This is a genomic window from Cupriavidus sp. SK-4 (assembly GCF_000611125.1).
Taxonomy (GTDB): domain Bacteria; phylum Pseudomonadota; class Gammaproteobacteria; order Burkholderiales; family Burkholderiaceae; genus Cupriavidus; species Cupriavidus necator.
Map to the genome: position 1 here is coordinate 44,554 of NZ_JFJW01000094.1, position 17,448 is coordinate 62,001.

Consider the following 17,448-nt stretch of genomic DNA (forward strand, 5'->3'; position numbering starts at 1 on the left):
TCACTCCCCGGTGCCGCGCCGTACCGCGGCATCTTCCATGCGCCAGTAGCGCCGCCGCGCCCGCAGCGCAAAGCGGGCGCGATAGTCTGACATCGACATGCCGGTGGTGCGCTGGAACAGCCGCCGGAACGCGGCGGCGTCGCTGTAGCCGCAGGCTTCGGCAATGCCCTGCGTGCCGTGCAGCGTGACTTCCAGCAGCATGCGCGCGCGCTCCACGCGCAGGGTGTGCAGGTAGTCCAGCGGGCTCAGTCCGGTAACCTGGCGGAAATGCCGCAGCAGCGTGCGTTCGCTGACCGCGGCCGCCTGGGCCACCGCGGCCAGCTTGTAGGGCTCGGACACATGGTCCTGCAGCCATTGGATGGCGCGATACACCGGGCTGTCTGCGGTGCGGCTGAGCCAGCGTTGCGACACCAGCGCCGGCACGCTGCGCTGGCGCTCGGGCTGGAACAGCATCAGCCGCGACGCCGCCTGAGCCAGGTCCGGGTCGTGCAGGTGGCCCAGCACGCGCAGCATGAATTCCACCTGCAGCGCCGGCGCCACGCACGAGAACACACGCTCGTGCACGCTCATGGCCTGGTCGCTGCCCAGGTCGCAATGCGGATACTGGCGCATCATCCAGCTCTGGAACATCCACGGCGCGCCGGTCCTGGCGCCGTCGAGCAGCCCCAGCTGCAGCGGCAAGACCATCCCCGACGAACACGCCGCGATCCAGCCGCCCGCCTGCGCATGGCGCTCCACCAGGCGCAGCGCCGCGGCATCGCGCTGCACGATCTCGCCCAGCTGCAGCGCGTTGCTGGCCAGCAGGGCCGGGATCACCAGCAGCGTGCGGCTGTCCGCGGTGCGGGTGCGCCGGGTGGAGGCCACCAGCCCCGGCAGGTCCGCCGCCAGCGTGCGCCCGTTGCTGCCGCACAGCTGCCAGCTCAGCGTGGGCGCCGCGTCGGGCCGCTGCAGGCTGGCGACGCCGGCCACGGTGCGGAGCACGTCGAGCGTGGTGAACAGGCTGCCCGGCATGGCTTCCGGCAGCCATAGCAGGCGGACATGCAGCGGGATGTTCTGTGACGGCGGCGCGATGGTGGCTGGCATGCGTGGGGGCGTGGTCGGGTGCATGGAGCGATGAGTGGGGGCAGGATGCCGTGGCGGGATCGGCATCCGGATTGGCGATATTGATCCTCCCCTAAGTTTCTGGCAAGGGCTAGCATCGTGCAGTTGTGCCGCGGCGCCGCCCGTGCGCCGGGGCATGGCACCAACAAGACCAATCCGAGGAGATTCCATGCCGTTTTCCGTTCGCCACGTTGCCGTTGCCGCCGCCCTGACGCTTGCCGGGGCCGGCACCCTGGCCAGTGCCGCCCAGCCCGATGCCGCGCTGCTGTCCGCCGCGCAGGCGGCCCAGCCCGCGCTGGTGCAGTCGCTCAAGGAGATGGTGTCGATCGAATCCGGCAGCGCCAACGCGAAGGGGCTGGCGCAGATGGCCGGCTATACCGAGAAGCGCCTGCAGGCGCTGGGCGCGAAGGTTGAACGCATGCCGGTCACCAAGGGCCCGGGAACCATGGTCAAGGCCACCTTCACCGGTACCGGCAAGCGCCGCATCATGCTGATCGCCCACATGGACACGGTGTACCCGGACAACACCCTGGCCACGCAGCCCATCCGCGAGGAAGGCAACCGGCTCTACGGGCCGGGCATTGCCGACGACAAGGGCGGCATCGCCGTGATCCTGCATTCGCTGGAGATCCTGAAGAACCAGGGCTGGCGCGACTACGCGCAGATCACGGTGCTGTTCAATCCTGACGAAGAGGTCGGCTCGGTCGGCTCCGGCGAAGCCATCGCCGCGCTGGCCGCGCAGCACGACGTGGTGCTGTCGTGCGAGCCCACCGCGGCCAAGGACGTGGTCAAGGCCGAGTCGCTGCTGCTGGGCGCCTCCGGCACCGCCACCGCCACCATGCAGGTCAAGGGCCGCGCATCCCACGCCGGCGCCGCGCCGGAGCGCGGCCGCAATGCGCTGATCGAACTCGCCCACCAGCTGCAGCAGACGCGCGATACCGCCAGCCAGGTGCCGGGCTCGCAGCTGAACTGGACCCAGGCGCAGGCCGGCACGGTGCGCAACCAGATCCCGGAAAGCGCCGTCGCCTACGGCGATGTGCGCACCACCGCGGCCGGCGCCGCCGAGAAGCTGAGGGTGGCGCTGCAGGACAAGGCCAAGTCCAGCCAGCTGGTGCCGGAGACGCAGACCACGGTGACGATGGAAGAGGGCCGCCCGCCGTTCGTGGCCGACGCGCGCGGCCGCGCGCTGGCCAAGCGCGCGCAGGAGATTTACGCGGAGCTGGACGGCCGCACGCTGGCCCTGGCCGAAGGCACCGGCGGCGCCACTGACGCCAGCTATGCCGCGCGCTCGGGCAAGCCCGCGGTGGTGGAAAGCTTCGGGCTGGCCGGCTTCGGCTATCACGCCCGCGACGAGTACATCGAACTGGACTCGATCGTGCCGCGCCTGTACCTGATGACCCGCATCCTGCAGGATATCGGGCGCAATTGAGCCGGCGCCGCCAGGCCTGCGTTGCCAGCGCCTGGTTGCCCCTCCCGGCAAGCCTGCTACAGTGTCATGGCTGCCCGCATGCGGCGGCCATGACAAAAGAGACATTGCAGGGGAGACGGAGATGAACCGCAAAGGCTTGCTGGACGCTGCCACGGCACTGGAAGACCTGGCCGCCGGCCGCACCCCCGCACCCGCGCAGGTGGCCGCCGGCGCCGCCGCGCTGGAAAAAATCCATGCCGATTACCCGGCCTGGCGTGACGTGGGCGATGCCTTGTTTGGCCTGAAAGCGCTGGCCGGCGGCAGCGGCATGGCGCTGGACACCAAGGGGCGCCAGCGCGCCGGCCGGCTGGCCGATGTGGTGCGCAGCCTGCTCGACCAGATCTGAGGGGCCGCGCTCCCAGGAACCCGTTCTACAGCATCGACTCGATCGGCAGAATCGACAGGAACCAGATGCCAAGCCGGCGCCACCAGCTGGTGTTCGGCTCGGTGTCGTGGCGGATGACTTCGTCGTCGCGCCGTTCCAGCCAGTACAGCTTGCCGGTTTCATCTAGCTTGACCTGGTAGGCCGCGCGCGGCACCACGCTGGCGAAGGTGGACTCGATCCGGCCAGCCAGCTCCGGGCTGTCGATGACGAAGCCCAGTTCGGTGTTGATCGTGGCCGAGCGCGGGTCGAAATTGAACGAGCCCACGAAGATCCGGCTGCTATCAACCGCGAAGGTCTTGGCGTGCAGGCTGGAGCCCGAGCTGCCGAAGGGGCCGGCGCGCTCTTCCTTCTTGCCGGGCGCGGCCGAGCGCCGCAGCTCATACAGGTCCACGCCGGCTTCCAGCAGCGCCTTGCGCCGCTTGGCATAGCCCGAATGCACGGCGGCCACGTCGGTGGCTTCCAGCGCATTGGTCAGCACGCGCACCGCCACGCCGCGCCTGGCCATGTCGGCAAAATAGGACGTGCCGCCCGTCGATGGCACGAAATAGGGCGAGACCAGGTCAAGCTCGCGCTGCGGGTCGCCCAGGATTTCACGCAGCTGGTGCGCCACCAGGGTGTTGCGCGATGCCTCGCCGAGCGCCTTGGCGGGGTTGTCGCTGACCATGCGCGTTTTTGCCCACTGGAACTGCAGCGTGCCGTTCAGCATCCGCTGCACGTCAGGCAGGTCGCGCACCGCGGCCAGGTAAGCGGCGGCAGCCGGGTTCTGCTCGACTGCGCGGGCATTGCTGGCCAGCGCCTGCAGCCGTTCGACGCTGACGGGCGGCACCAGCCGGTCCACCGGGTAGGCCGACGCACTGGACCAGTAGCGGTCGAAATCGTGCGCCACGTCGCCCGCGGCGGGCCCGACGGCAATGACATCGAGGTCGGCAAACAGCACGCCGTTGGTGGCGCCGAAGTATTCGTCGCCGACATTGCGCCCGCCGATGATGGTGGCGACGCCGTCGGCGGTGAAGGACTTGTTGTGCATGCGCCGGTTCAGGCGCCGGAAATCCGTCAGGAAATTGAGCGCCTTGGGGTGGCGGATCACGAACGGGTTGAAGATCCGCACCTCGACCTGCGGATGCGCGTCCATGGCCGCCAGCAATTCGTCCATGCCGGCAATGCCGTTGTCGTCCAGCAGCAGGCGCACGCGCACGCCGCGGTCGGCGGCTTCATGCAACGTTTCCAGCAACAGGGTGCCGGTCAGGTCGTCGCGCCAGATGTAGTACTGCACGTCAAGCGTGCGCTGCGCGGTGCGCGCCAGCTGCACGCGCGCGGCAAAGGCGGCGTAGGCATTCTCGAGCGGATGGATGCCGCTCAGGCCCGGATGGCGCGCCACTTCGCCGGCCACCGCCTGGCCCAGCGGCGTGGCCTGGGATTCGGTGGGCGTCAGCGCAGAGGATTCGGTGCGGTGATCCAGCGGCGGCAAGGCGCAGCCGCCGAGCAGGGCGGCGCAGCACAGCAGCAGCGAATTGGCGCGCAGGCGGCGGTTGGGGGCGAACGCGGCGTCTGTCGGCGATGGCATGGCGGGTCCTGGCGGAACCCTCGCGGGGTCCGATCGTTACGGCAATGCCGCCATGTTGCCATGCCGCGCGGGCCGCGAGCTTAATTACGCACCGGGAGCGGGAAGTGGCGGCGCACCACGGGGCTCCGGCGCATCGCCCAGGCCAGGGACGATATAGAGACGGGCGTGCTCTCCTTACGCCTTGAGGCGGCGGTCCGACGGCGCTGGCAGGAACTGGTCAGTCCAGATGTCCGCCACCGTCAGCGGCGCCTTGATGCCGAAGGCGCCGACGGTTTCATCCAGCGTTGCCTGCAGCCGTGCCGGCGTGGCCGCGCCCCAGCCATCGCGCCGGGTGTCGGGCGTCTTCATGGTGCCGTCGACAATCAGGCGCAGGCGCTCAGTCTCCAGCGCCTGGTCGGCCAGCGGCTCGCGCGCCTTGACCGCGGCACCGCCCGCGGCGGGATCGGCAATGGCGTCGAGCCAGCCGCGGGTCGAGGCCTTGACGAAGGCCTTCATCACCTCCGGATCGGATGTCATGCTCTTGCGGTTGGCCACCAGCCCGTTGCCGTAGGACTTCATGCCGTAGTCCGAGAAGCGGAACACGGTGATCTTCTCTGGCCCCATGCCGCGCGCCTTCAGGTTCACCAGGCCGGTGAAGAAGAAGTAGGCGGCGGCATCGAAGTCGCCCTTGACGAAGCGCGTGTCGCCGATATCGGGCGTGACGCTCTCCCACTTCACGCCGCCGGGGTCGAAGCCCTGTGCCTTGGCGAAGACCGGGAACAGCTTGCGCGAGGCATTGAACGGCTGGCCCAGAATGGACTTGCCGGCCAGGTCCGCGGGCCTGACGATGCCGCTGCCCTTGCGCACCAGGATCGCGTTCGGATTCAGGTCGTACTGGATGGCCACCGCCTTGAGCGTGGCGGACGGATTGGTGGTGTTGAATTCGATCATCGCCGCCAGGTCGGCCGAGGCGCAGTCATAGGCACCGCCCGCGACCAGGCTGATGGCCGAAGCCGAGCCGTTGCCGGTATCGATGGTGACGTCCAGCCCGGCGTCCTTGTAGTAGCCGCGCTGGTGCGCCAGCAGGAACCCCGCGCCCGAGGCTTCCACCTTCCAGCCGAGATTGAACTTGAACTTCTGCAGCGAGCCCGCCGCGCGGACATGGGGCACCGCGCACGGGGCGGCGGCAAGCAGGGCGGTGGCGCCAGTGGCGCGCAGGAAGGAACGGCGACGCATGTCTTTCTCCGGAACGAATGTCACTGGACGATGCGTGCACGGGCGGGGGCGCGGGTGCGGAAGGAGAGCGTGGCCTCCCGAGTCGCCGGCACCATGCCGCGCCGGCATGCGGCCAGGGCATGCGCGGGGACCATGCACATCATCGGGAGCAATTTCCGGGCGGCGTGCCGCTGAACGCTTCTACTCCGTTGCGGTTTCAGCAGGATCCGTGCCGGGCGCTGCGCGGCGACATGCACCAAGCCGTTGCCCGGCATGCGCCATCACGGCGCAATCCCCGGCGCACTCGCTGCGACCCTGGTGCAAAACCCCTGGCCCGGAACCTGCATGACCTCAGGCAAGAGTAGAAGCGTTCACCATCCGCGCCGCGCGTCACAGACGCACGCCGGATGGCCGGGAATTGCTCTTGAAGTCCGTGCCCCTCGCTATCGCGCAGGCTGGCACAGGCGACCTCAGGAGCGCGTTGTCCCGGCGTGCGTTGCCATGGGTGGTCTGCCTGTGCCGGCGAGGGGCCAATCCCTGACCCGCTTTGCACAAGGAACACCATGAGCCAACCAGACACCGCCTACACCCTGGCCGAACTCCACCGCGAATCGCGCATGGGCGCGTTCGGTTCGGAAACCCGCCAGCGCGAGATCCGCCGCATCGACCTGTCCGACTACGCGCGGCGCAAGGCGCAGATCGCCGATGAACTGTGGCAGGCATCGGTCGACGTCGGCTTCTTCCAGATCGCCAACCACGGCATCGACCTGGCCAGGGTGCGCGAAGCCTTCGCCATGACCGAGCGCTTCTTCGCGCTGCCCGACGCCGTCAAGGCGCAATACCCGCTGCAGAAGGCCAACAACGCCGGCTGGGAAAGCCGCGCGCAGGTGCGCCCCTCGACCGGCACCCCGGACCAGAAGGAGTCCTACCAGATCACGCGCCCGCATATGGCCGGGCTGTGGCCCGGCGATGACAAGCTGGAAGGCTTCCGCGCCACCATGCTTGCCTTCGAGGCGCAATGCTGGGAGGTGGGCATGAAGGTGCTGTCATGCTTTGCCGGCAAGCTCGGCTTTGCCAGCGACTTCTTCACGCAGGCGCACGATCCGCGGGCGCCGGACTACCAGAGCACGCTGCGGCTGCTGCACTACTACGCGATCCCGCCCGAACTGCGCGACAAGCTGGAGCTCTGGCGCGCCGGCGCGCATACGGATTTCGATTGCCTGACGCTGCTGTTCCAGCGTCCCGGCCAGGGCGGGCTGCAGGTCTGCCCCGGCAAGGAGATGGAGGCGCAGGCATGGACCCCGATCGAGCCGGACGAGGAAGTCATCACCTGCAATATCGGCGACATGCTGATGCGCTGGAGCGACGACCGGCTGCCGTCGAACTTCCACCGCGTGCGCAATCCCGCGCCGGATGAGTACATGGGCCCGCGCTACAGCATGGCGTTCTTCTGCCAGGCCAACCGCAGTTCGATGATCGAAGGGCCGGGGGGCAAGTATCCGCCGATCAGCGCCGGGGATTACCTGCGGCAGCGGGTGAATGCGAATTTCAAGGGGTATTGAGGCGGCGAGGCGATGCCGCCACTGAGGGTTTGCTCCCCTCTCCCGCGCGCGGGAGAGGGGCAGGGGGTGAGGGCAGGCCGTGGCTATGCCGACGCGCTCACTTCGTTGACGCGCCGGCCCTCACCCCGGCCCTCTCCCGCAAGCGGGAGAGGGAGAACACCGGCGGGCGTGTCGAAGTCCGCTGGTCGCTTGTGACGCCATGTTTATGACGCCATTACGAAGCCGCGACAACCCCGCAAGCAATCCGCCCGCCCGCATTACCGGTCGGCTGCGTCTTGTAGTCGTCCGGGTCCTTGTGTACCACCACCGCGCGGCCGATCACCCCGTTGGCGCCCGTGCCAACGGACAGGTCCGGCAGCAGCATGCTGACGCGCACGTTGCCGCTGGCGTCCGCGGTGACGTTGTTCATGTCGCCGGCATGGTGGTCGGGCATGGTCATCTGGCCGTGGGGCTTGCCGGTCGGGTTGAAGTGGCCGCCCGCGCTCATCGCGTCAGGCGCGGAGCAGTCGCCCTTCTCATGGACGTGGAAGCCGTGCACCGAGTTGGGCGGCAGGCCGGTGATCGCCGCGGTCATCATCACGCCGCCCGGTTGCTGCTGGAAGGTCACGGTGCCGGCGGTATTGGCGCCGCTCTTGGGCTGGAGCGTGGCCGTCGCCTTGGCGCTGCTGCCGGTGCTGGTGCTGGCGGCGGACGCGCTGGCCGCAGACGAGGAGGTCTTGCCGGAGCCGGCGCAGCCGGCCAGTGCAATGGTCGCGGCAATGCAGGCCGCCAGGGGGGTAAGCACTTGTTTCATCGGACTCCTCTTCTTGTCATGATTTCGGAAGAAACAGTATAGGCTGGCCGGCGCCAGGCCGATTTCCGGTTTTGTCCTACATACCGCACTAACTGCGGATACTAGCCAATCACGCCATCAGGCCGCGGCCGCCAGCCGCTGCTGTGCCGCACCAAAGTGCGGGTGGCGCGAGAACAGGTCCGCTGCCCAGTTGACGAACACCCGCACCTTGGCCGACAGGTGCCGGTTCTGCGGATACATCGCCGAGATCGGCAGTTCTTCGGTCTGCCAGTCGGTCATGACCTCCACCAGCCGGCCGCTGGCCACATAGGGCTCGGCCATGGCGCGCGAGACCCGTGCCACGCCGTGGCCTTCCAGCGCGCAGCCCATGTAGACATCGGCATCGTTGGTGGAAATGGCCGACGGCAGCAGCACCTCGCTGCGCTCCATGCCGCGCGCCATGGGCCACGGCATCTCACGGCCGGTGCGGTTGGACAGGAAATTGACCGCCTTGTGCTGGGCCAGTTCGGCCAGGTCGTGCGGGGTGCCGAAGCGGTTCAGGTAGATCGGCGAGGCGTAGAACGCCAGTTGCACATGGCCGATGCGGCGGGCCACCATGGATTCCTCGACCGGCGTGCCCACGCGCAGCACCACGTCCACGCCTTCCTGCAGCAGGTCGATCGGCTTGCCGTTGATGGTCAGGTCCAGCTTCAGGTCCGGGTAGGCCTGGAAGAATTCATGCAGGTGGGGCACCAGCACCAGCTGCGCCAGCCCCGCGGTGGTGTCCACCGACAGCGTGCCGCGCGGCGAGTTGTTCTGCCGCGTCAGCGACTGCTCCGCTTCCTCGACATCGGCCAGGATGCGCACGCACCGTTCGTAATAGGCCGCGCCGTCGTTGGTCACGCTGATGCGGCGCGTGGTCCGGTGCAGCAGCTTGACGCCCAGGTGGGTTTCCAGGTTCTGGATCAGGCGGGTCAGCGTGGCCTTGGGCAGGTCCATCGATTCCGCGGCGCGCGCAAAGCTGCCGACGTCCACGACCCGGGTGAATGCCTGCATTGATACGAGACGGTCCATGATGAGGTTCCGACGATAGATCCGAACGGCGTGCCGCGCGCGCTCGTGACGCACGTGGCCATGCTGGTTGTTGTTGTGGGGAGTCTGCCGGCTGGCTGGTACAGGGACTGCGCGCTGGCTGGGCGCGGGTTCCGGCATGGATTTCTGATCGGGCGCGCACCGGCCTGGCAGACCGCCGCGCGTGCCGAGAGCCGCAGTGAATCACAAAATCCAAGACCTTGTCATGCGTGGGGATATGCGGTTTCAGTGGCATGACGGGGCGGTTTGCGATTATTCCAATCCCGGAACAGTGCATTGGCGATCTCTCGCTTTATCCCATCCTCGTCAACCACCATAATCCGTTGCATCGCAACACTCAAGCGCATTGTTTCCGTCGTGCGCCAATGCCATGTCCCAGAAGCCAGGCCAACGCCCCGATGCAGCCAGCGCCGCCACTGCCCCCACGGCAGCCGGGCAGGGGCAGGCGCGCGTGGCCGAGCATACGGTGACCAGCGACGGGCGCGAGATCCTGGTGCGGGTGTGCTACCCGGCGGGCTATCCGGCGCCGGGCGCCGAGGGCGCGGCGCTGCTGCCCTGGCTGGTTTACCTGCATGCCGGCGGCTTCGTCGAAGGCGGCCTGGAACACGCATGCAAGCTGGTGCAGGACCTGGCCACCACGGTGCCGGCGGTGGTGGTAACGCCGGCGTATTCGCTGGCGCCGGACCATCCGTTCCCGGCGGCGCCGGAGGACGCGCACAGCACGGTGCAGTGGGTGCTGCGCAATGCCCGGCGGCTGAAGTTGGACAAGACCCGCTTTGCGCTGGTGGGCGAGGAGGCCGGGGGCAACCTGGCAATCGCGCTGGCGCAGATGCTGCGCGACCGCGGGACCGCGCAACCGCGCGGGCAATGGCTGATCCGCCCGGTCACGGACCCGTGCCTGCAGCATGCCTCTTGCGCGGGGTTCGACGGCGGGCAGGTGCCGATGGACACCCTGCGGCGCCTGGCCGATAACTATCGCGACTACCTGCCGACGCCGGCGGATACGGTGCATCCGTATGCCGCCCCGGCGCTGGCCTCGCGCCTGGCCGGGCTGCCGCCCACGCTGGTCCAGGTGGCTGAATACGACGCGCTGCGTGCCGAAGGCGAAGCCTTCGCCGGGCGCCTGGCCAAGGCCGGAGTGCCGGCCCAGGCCATGATCATGCCCGGCGCCTGCGGCGACGGCGTGGAAGAGGCCCATGACAGCTGTCAGGCATGGGTCGACGAAGGTGCGCGGTTCCTGCGGCGATGTCTGGCCGCGGCCGACGATACCTCATCCCTGACTGAACGCCGCGCTGACGCCAACGCCAGCCGGCCTGGAGCCAAGCCCGCCGGCTGAGCCGCTCCAGACAACCGCCAGCCGGCTCTGTTTCGGCCAGAGCCAGGACCGCCGCAATACGCAAGCGGTCCTAAGTCCGACCATCAGTTTGGCCATGGTTCCGGTCCGCCCACGCGGACCGGCAGGGGGGGNNNNGCTTTTCCGGTTGAAGAAAACCCGATCCAGGAGTTTGAGAAATGCAGCAGCAGAAACGACGTACCCTGATTGCCCTCGCCATCGTCGTGGTGCTGGGCGCCGGCGTGGCCGGCTCGATCTTGCGCCCGTGGCATGGCGGCGAAGCCCATGCCAACACCCCGCCGCCCGCGCCGGCGATTGAAGTGGCCGCAGTGGTCGGCCAGACCATCACCGAGTGGGACGAGTTCTCCGGACGGGTCGAGGCCGTGGAGCGCGTCGAGATCCGCCCGCGCGTCGGCGGCACCATTGACGCCGTGCACTTCCGCGAGGGCGCGCTGGTGAAGAAGGGCGATCCGCTCTTCACGATTGACCCGCGTCCTTATGCCGCGGAAGTCGCCCGTGCCGACGCCGCGCTGGGCGCGGCGCAGGTGCGCGCCGCCCATGCACAGAGCGAACAGACGCGCGCCCAGCGGCTGCTGGATGACAACGCCATCTCGAAGCGCGAGTTCGACGAGCGCATCAACGCGGCCCGCGAAACCAGCGCCAACGTGCGTGCTGCCCAGGCGCAGCTGGAAACCGCACGCCTGAACCTGGCCTACACCCGCATCACCGCGCCGGTCGCCGGGCGCGTGTCGCGCGCCGAGATCACCGTCGGCAACCTGGTGGCTGCGGGCACGGCCTCGCCGGCGCTGACCACGGTGGTGTCGGTGTCGCCGGTCTATGCCAGCTTCGAGATCGACGAGCAGAGCTACCTGCGCTACACCGCGCCGGGTGCCGGCGGTGGCCAGCCCAACCTGCCGGTCTACCTGGGCCTGGCCAACGAGGACGGCAATCCGCATGAGGGCAAGATCCAGTCGGTCGACAACCGCCTGGACCCGCGCAGCGGCACCATCCGCGTACGCGCGGTGTTCCAGAACGAAGACGGGCGCCTGCTGCCGGGCCTGTACGCCAAGGTCAAGCTGGGCGGCGGCGCGCCGCATGCGGCGGTGCTGGTCAATGACCGCGCCGTCGGCACCGACCAGGGCAAGAAGTTCGTGCTGGTGGTCGACAAGACCAACAAGCTGGTCTACCGCGAAGTGGAACTGGGGCCCAACCATGACGGCCTGCGCGTGGTGCGCAAGGGGTTGAAGCCGGGAGAGACCATCGTCGTCAATGGCCTGCAGCGCGTGCGGCCGGGCGACACGGTCCAGCCCAAGCCGGTGGCCATGGCGTTCCGCAGCGAACTGGAGCCGCGCGGCACCACGCCCGACCGCAAGCAGGCCGCCAGCGGCAAGGCCAGTGCCGAAGGCGACGACGGCAAGCCCGTGATCTGATCCCCGGACCCGAGCAACCAGCACAGCCAGACAACTCCAGCGCTCCCCATGATGTGGATGGCGCCCGCTTCGGCGGGCCGCCAGGGGAGCCGCTACGCCAACGCAGGCAGAGACCAAGATGAATCTCTCTAAATTCTTTATCGACCGCCCCATCTTCGCGGGGGTGCTGTCGGTGCTGATCTTCCTGATTGGCGCCATATCGATGTTCAAGCTACCGATCTCGGAGTACCCGGAAGTGGTGCCGCCGTCGGTCGTGGTGCGCGCGCAGTTTCCGGGCGCCAACCCCAAGGTGATTGCCGAGACGGTGGCTTCGCCGCTGGAAGAGCAGATCAACGGCGTCGAAGACATGCTGTACATGTCTTCGCAGTCCAACAGCGACGGCCTGCTCACGCTGACCGTGACCTTCAAGCTGGGCACCGACCCGGACAAGGCCCAGCAGCTGGTGCAGAACCGCGTGTCGCAGGCCGAGCCGCGCCTGCCGGAAGACGTGCGCCGGCTGGGCATCACCACGGTCAAGAGCTCGCCGGACCTGACCATGGTGGTCCACCTGGTCTCGCCCAACGACCGCTATGACATGACCTACCTGCGCAACTACGCGGTGATCAACGTCAAGGACCGGCTGGCGCGCCTGCAGGGCGTGGGCCAGGTGCAGCTGTTCGGCTCGGGCGACTACGCCATGCGCGTCTGGCTCAATCCGGAGAAGATGGCCGAGCGCCAGCTTGCCACCAGCGACGTGGTCAGGGCCATCCGCGAGCAGAACGTGCAGGTGGCGGCCGGCGTGATCGGCCAGTCGCCGGCGCTGCCGGGCGCGGACCTGCAGCTTTCGGTCAATGCGCAGGGCCGCCTGAGCACGGTGGAGGAGTTCGGCGATATTGTCGTGCGCACTTCCGCCGACGGTGCCGTCACGTACCTGAAGGACGTTGCCCGCATCGAGCTGGGCGCGTCGGAATACGCGCTGCGCTCGCTGCTGGACAACAAGCCGGCGGTGGCCATCCCCATCTTCCAGGCGCCGGGCTCCAACGCCATCCAGATCTCGGATGACGTGCGCAAGACCATGGAAGAGCTCAAGCAGAACTTCCCGGACGGCATCGACTACAGCATCGTCTATGACCCCACGCAGTTCGTGCGCCACTCGATCGAGGCGGTGACGCATACGCTGTTCGAGGCCATCGCGCTGGTGGTGCTGGTGGTGATCCTGTTCCTGCAGACCTGGCGCGCGTCGATCATCCCGCTGCTGGCGGTGCCGGTGTCTATCGTCGGTACCTTTGGGCTGATGCATGCGTTCGGCTTCTCGATCAACGCGCTGTCGCTGTTCGGGCTGGTGCTGGCGATCGGCATCGTGGTCGATGATGCGATCGTGGTGGTGGAGAACGTCGAGCGCAATATCGAAGAGGGGCTGACGCCGAAGGAGGCCACCTACAAGGCCATGCGCGAAGTCAGCGGCCCCATCATCGCCATCGCGCTGACGCTGATCGCCGTGTTCGTGCCGCTGGCCTTCATGACGGGCCTGACCGGTCAGTTCTACAAGCAGTTCGCGCTGACCATCTCGATCTCGACCATCATTTCGGCATTCAACTCGCTGACGCTGTCGCCGGCGCTGTCGGCACTGCTGCTCAAGAGCCATGACGCGCCCAAGGACTGGCTGTCGCGCTGGATGGACCGCGTGTTCGGCGGCTTCTTCAAGCGCTTCAACCGCTTCTTCGGCCGCAGCGCTGAAAGCTATGGCCGTGGCGTGAAGGGCGTGATCCGCCGCAAGGGCTCGGTATTCGGGGTCTACGCGGTGATGCTGGCGCTGACCTGGGGCGTGTTCCAGCTGGTGCCCAAGGGCTTTGTGCCGGCGCAGGACAAGCAGTACCTGGTGGGCTTTGCCAAGCTGCCGGACGGCGCCACGCTGGACCGCACCGAGGACGTGATCCGCAAGATGAGCGACATCGCGCTCAAGCATCCTGGCGTGGAATCGGCGGTGGCCTTCCCGGGCCTGTCGATCAACGGCTTCACCAACAGCCCGAGCGCCGGCATCGTCTTTGCCACGCTCAAGCCGTTCGAGGAGCGCAAGACCAAGGAACTGTCCGGCGCGGCGATTGCGGCCGACCTGAACCAGAAGTACGCGGCCGTCCAGGATGCCTTTATCGCGGTGTTCCCGCCGCCGCCCGTGCAGGGCCTGGGCACCATCGGCGGCTTCAAGCTGATGATCGAGGACCGTGCCGCGCTCGGCTATGACGCGCTGTTCGAGGCCACCAACGCGTTTGCCAACAAGGCGCGCGCCACGCCCGAGCTGACTGGCATCTTCAGCAACTACCAGGTCAACGTGCCGCAGCTCGACGTCAAGCTGGACCGCGTCAAGGCCAAGCAACTGGGCGTGCCGGTGACCGAGGTGTTCGACACGCTGCAGACCTACCTGGGCTCGGCCTATGTCAACGACTTCAACAAGTTCGGCCGGACCTACCAGGTCAAGGTGCAGGCAGACGCGCCGTTCCGCGCCCATGCCGAGGACATCCTGCAGCTGAAGACGCGCAACGCCGCCGGCGACATGGTGCCGCTGTCGTCGCTGGTGCAGGTCAAGCAAGGCTTTGGTCCGGACAGCGTGGTGCGCTACAACGGCTTTACCGCCGCCGACATGAACGGCGGGCCCGCGCCCGGGTTCTCGTCGGGCCAGGCCCAGGCCGCGGCTGAGCGCATTGCCGCCGAGACGCTGCCCAAGGGCATGAAGTTCGAATGGACCGAGCTGACCTACCAGGACATCCTGGCCGGCAATGCGGGGGTGTGGATCTTCCCGCTGTGCGTGCTGCTGGTGTTCCTGGTGCTGGCTGCCCAGTATGAAAGCCTGACGCTGCCGCTGGCGGTGATCCTGATCGTGCCGATGAGCCTGCTGGCGGCAATGACCGGGGTGTGGCTGACGCAGGGCGACAACAACATCTTCACGCAGATCGGCTTTATCGTGCTGGTGGGCTTGTCAGCGAAGAATGCGATCCTGATCGTGGAGTTTGCGCGCGAGCTGGAGCATCACGGCCGCACTGTGGTGCAGGCCGCGATCGAAGCCAGCCGCCTGCGCCTGCGCCCGATCCTGATGACCTCGTTCGCTTTCATCATGGGCGTGGTGCCGCTGGTGATCTCCACCGGCGCCGGCTCCGAGATGCGCCATGCCATGGGCGTGGCGGTGTTCGCGGGCATGCTCGGCGTGACCTTCTTCGGGCTGTTCCTGACGCCGGTGTTCTATGTGGCGCTGCGCCTGCTGGCCACGCGCGGCCAGCGCCGCGCGGCCACGCAAGAGCAGGGCGCGCAACTGACGGCATCGGCTGAATAATGGTGATCAACATGAATGCCCCTGCATTTTCGACAACAAATTGGCTGCCTAAGCTGGCGACCCTGGCTGCAGCGCTAATCCTTGCGGGTTGCTCGCTGGCCCCGACCTACAAGGTGCCGGAAACGGCCACCGTGCCGGCCTTCAAGGAGGCCGAGGCCGCCCAGGCCGAAGGCGCGCAATGGAAGACCGCGACGCCGGCCGAAGGCCAGCATCGCGGCGACTGGTGGAAGATCTTCGGCGATGCCGAACTGGACCGCCTGATCGACGCGGCTGGCAGCTCCAACCAGGATCTGGCGATTGCCGCTGCCCGCCTGAAGCAGGCACGGGCTTTTACGGGTGCCGCTGAGGCGGATCTGTACCCGCAACTGAGCGTCGGGCTGGACCCGACACGCAGCCAGCCGTCGGCGGCCTCGCAGGGTCTGCCCGACGGCACGCGAGTCTCGCCGCAGACGGTACTGAAGGCGCGCGCCTTCGCCAGCTATGAGCTCGACCTGTTCGGCCGCGTCGCCTCCAGCGTCAACGCCGCGCGCGCCGAAGGCGAGGCCGCGGAGGACCTGTATCGCTCGGTGCAGCTGGCGCTGCAGGCCGACGTGGCGCAGGCGTACTTCGCGCTGCGCACGCTGGACAGCGAGCGCGACCTGCTCAACGCCACCATCAGGCTGCGCGAGGATGCGCTGTCGCTGCTGAAGAAGCGCTATGACGCCGGTGAGACCACCGACCTCGATCCCGCCCGTGCCGAAGCTGAACTCGGCACCGCGCGCGCGGACCTGGCCGGCATCGAGCGCCGCCGCGCCAACCAGGAGCATGCGCTGGCGGTGCTGACCGGCGTGCCGCCGGCGGCATTCTCGCTGCCGGCGCGTCCGTTCGACGCCGCGCCGATCGCGATTCCCGCCGGGCTGCCGTCCGAGCTGCTGGAGCGGCGCCCCGATATCGCCGCGGCCGAACGCCAGATGGCCGCGGCCAACGCGCGCATCGGCGTGGCCAAGGCGGCGTTCTTCCCGCGCATTACGCTGACCGGGCTGTTCGGCTTTGAATCGGCGGACCTGTCGAACCTGTTCAAGTGGTCGTCGCGCACCTGGGCGCTGGGGCCGCTGATCGGCTCCACCATCGCACAGACCGTGTTCGATGGCGGCCGCAACAGCGCCAACCTCGCCGGTGCGCGTGCCGCGCACGAGGAAACCGTGGCCGGCTACCGGCAGACCGTGCTGGTGGCGTTCCGCGAGGTGGAAGACAGCCTGGCCGACGTGCGCTGGCTCAGCCAGCAGGCCGGCGCGCTGGACGGCGCACTTGGCGGCGCCCGGCGCGCGGCGCGGATCTCGCGCAGCCGCTATGACGCCGGCGCGGTCGATTACCTGACCGTGATCGATGCCGACCGCACCGTGCTGCAGTCGCAGCGCGAGGCCAACCAGGTGGCCGGCCTGCGGGCTGCCGCAACGGTGTCGCTGATCCGCCGGCTGGGCGGCGGCTGGGGCCCGCTGCCGGAAGCGGTGGCGGCCGTGCCGGCGCCGTCGGCCGAGGGCGCGCCGGCCTCCCAGGCCCGCTAGGCCCGGGCGGGACTGGCGCGGTGCTTCCCAGTCACTACACTGGAAGCATCGCGCCATGCGTACGGGATGCACGGGTGCGCCCCAGATGCATCCTGTCCCGCCGCCATGCTTGTTCGACACAGGAAACCGTTCTGGGGACTGATCTTCGCCGCGATCACCGTGGGCACGCTGCTGGCGCCGCTGCCCTGGTACGACCGCACCGCCATCCATGACGAGGTGGTGATAGCGCGCCCGCCGGCCCAGGTCTTCGACTACGTGTCCACGCCGCAGCATTGGCCCAAGTGGAATCCGGCCTCGCTCGGCGTGGCGGGAGCGACCGACCATCCGCTGGGGCAGGGCGAGCGCGTGACCGAGACCTTCATGGTCGCGCAGCGCGGTGGCGCGGTGGTCTGGACCGTCATCGAAAGCCAGCGGCCGCGCACATGGTCGATCGAGGGGGTGGCCGAAGGGCGCAGGGTCGGCACCATCACCTACCGGCTTACGCCCGCCATGACGCCGTCGCTGACCCCGTCGGCCGAACGCACGCGCATTGAGCGGGAATTCCGCTACCGGTCGCCTACGCTGCTCTTTGCGCTGATCAACCGCCTGATGCTGCGCGAGCGCGTCCAGGCCGAGTCCACCGAAGCCGTGCGCCGGCTCAAGGCGCTGCTGGAGACGCAGCAGCCGCCCTAGACAAGATGTATTGACCTGCCGCACCTC

At 68.3% G+C, this 17,448-nt stretch carries 13 protein-coding genes; 8 read left to right on the forward strand and 5 right to left on the reverse strand.

Annotation, left to right across the window (positions count from 1 at the left end; translation table 11 throughout):
* Positions 1–1,083: a GlxA family transcriptional regulator gene (locus CF68_RS20270; protein WP_035822198.1), complete on the reverse strand. Its 1,083-nt coding sequence runs from the start codon at positions 1,081–1,083 to the stop codon at positions 1–3.
* Between the two features lie 187 nt (positions 1,084–1,270).
* Here CF68_RS20270 and CF68_RS20275 point away from each other — a divergent pair, with 187 nt between their 5' ends.
* Positions 1,271–2,530, forward strand: coding sequence for a M20/M25/M40 family metallo-hydrolase (locus CF68_RS20275; protein WP_035822200.1), 1,260 nt, complete (start codon positions 1,271–1,273; stop codon positions 2,528–2,530).
* A 121-nt stretch (positions 2,531–2,651) separates the two neighbouring features.
* A complete protein-coding gene (locus tag CF68_RS20280; RefSeq protein ID WP_010812450.1) occupies positions 2,652–2,915 on the forward strand; it encodes a hypothetical protein in 264 nt (87 codons plus the stop codon).
* 25 nt (positions 2,916–2,940) lie between these two features.
* Here the strand turns inward: CF68_RS20280 and CF68_RS20285 are convergent, their stop codons facing one another.
* Positions 2,941–4,518: a phospholipase D family protein gene (locus tag CF68_RS20285; protein WP_035822202.1), complete on the reverse strand. Its 1,578-nt coding sequence runs from the start codon at positions 4,516–4,518 to the stop codon at positions 2,941–2,943.
* 174 nt (positions 4,519–4,692) lie between these two features.
* On the reverse strand, positions 4,693–5,733 hold the full coding sequence (locus CF68_RS20290; RefSeq protein ID WP_035822204.1) for an ABC transporter substrate-binding protein: 1,041 nt from the start codon (positions 5,731–5,733) through the stop codon (positions 4,693–4,695).
* A gap of 542 nt (positions 5,734–6,275) precedes the next feature.
* On the opposite strand from CF68_RS20290, the gene CF68_RS20295 reads away from it, so the two are divergent.
* Positions 6,276–7,274 (forward strand): isopenicillin N synthase family oxygenase, encoded by a 999-nt coding sequence (locus CF68_RS20295; RefSeq protein WP_035822206.1) that lies wholly within the window; start codon positions 6,276–6,278, stop codon positions 7,272–7,274.
* 214 nt (positions 7,275–7,488) lie between these two features.
* Here CF68_RS20295 and CF68_RS20300 read toward each other — a convergent pair whose 3' ends face one another.
* Positions 7,489–8,067, reverse strand: coding sequence for a superoxide dismutase family protein (locus CF68_RS20300; protein WP_035822209.1), 579 nt, complete (start codon positions 8,065–8,067; stop codon positions 7,489–7,491).
* A 117-nt stretch (positions 8,068–8,184) separates the two neighbouring features.
* Positions 8,185–9,120 (reverse strand): LysR family transcriptional regulator, encoded by a 936-nt coding sequence (locus tag CF68_RS20305; RefSeq protein WP_011617016.1) that lies wholly within the window; start codon positions 9,118–9,120, stop codon positions 8,185–8,187.
* Between the two features lie 388 nt (positions 9,121–9,508).
* Between CF68_RS20305 and CF68_RS20310 the strand changes: the two genes are divergently transcribed.
* From CF68_RS20310 to CF68_RS20330, 5 genes are all read left to right on the forward strand, one after another.
* A complete protein-coding gene (locus CF68_RS20310; protein WP_035822211.1) occupies positions 9,509–10,474 on the forward strand; it encodes an alpha/beta hydrolase in 966 nt (321 codons plus the stop codon).
* Between the two features lie 176 nt (positions 10,475–10,650).
* Entirely contained in the window at positions 10,651–11,901 is a 1,251-nt protein-coding gene (locus CF68_RS20315; RefSeq protein WP_035822214.1) for an efflux RND transporter periplasmic adaptor subunit, read from the forward strand.
* A 118-nt stretch (positions 11,902–12,019) separates the two neighbouring features.
* A complete protein-coding gene (locus tag CF68_RS20320; RefSeq protein ID WP_035822216.1) occupies positions 12,020–15,205 on the forward strand; it encodes an efflux RND transporter permease subunit in 3,186 nt (1,061 codons plus the stop codon).
* Positions 15,206–15,216: 11 nt separating this feature from the next.
* A complete protein-coding gene (locus CF68_RS20325) occupies positions 15,217–16,749 on the forward strand; it encodes an efflux transporter outer membrane subunit (protein WP_035822229.1) in 1,533 nt (510 codons plus the stop codon).
* A 105-nt stretch (positions 16,750–16,854) separates the two neighbouring features.
* Positions 16,855–17,421, forward strand: a complete 567-nt coding sequence (locus CF68_RS20330) for an SRPBCC family protein (RefSeq protein ID WP_035822218.1) — start codon at positions 16,855–16,857, stop codon at positions 17,419–17,421.
* Positions 17,422–17,448: the final 27 nt, after the last annotated feature.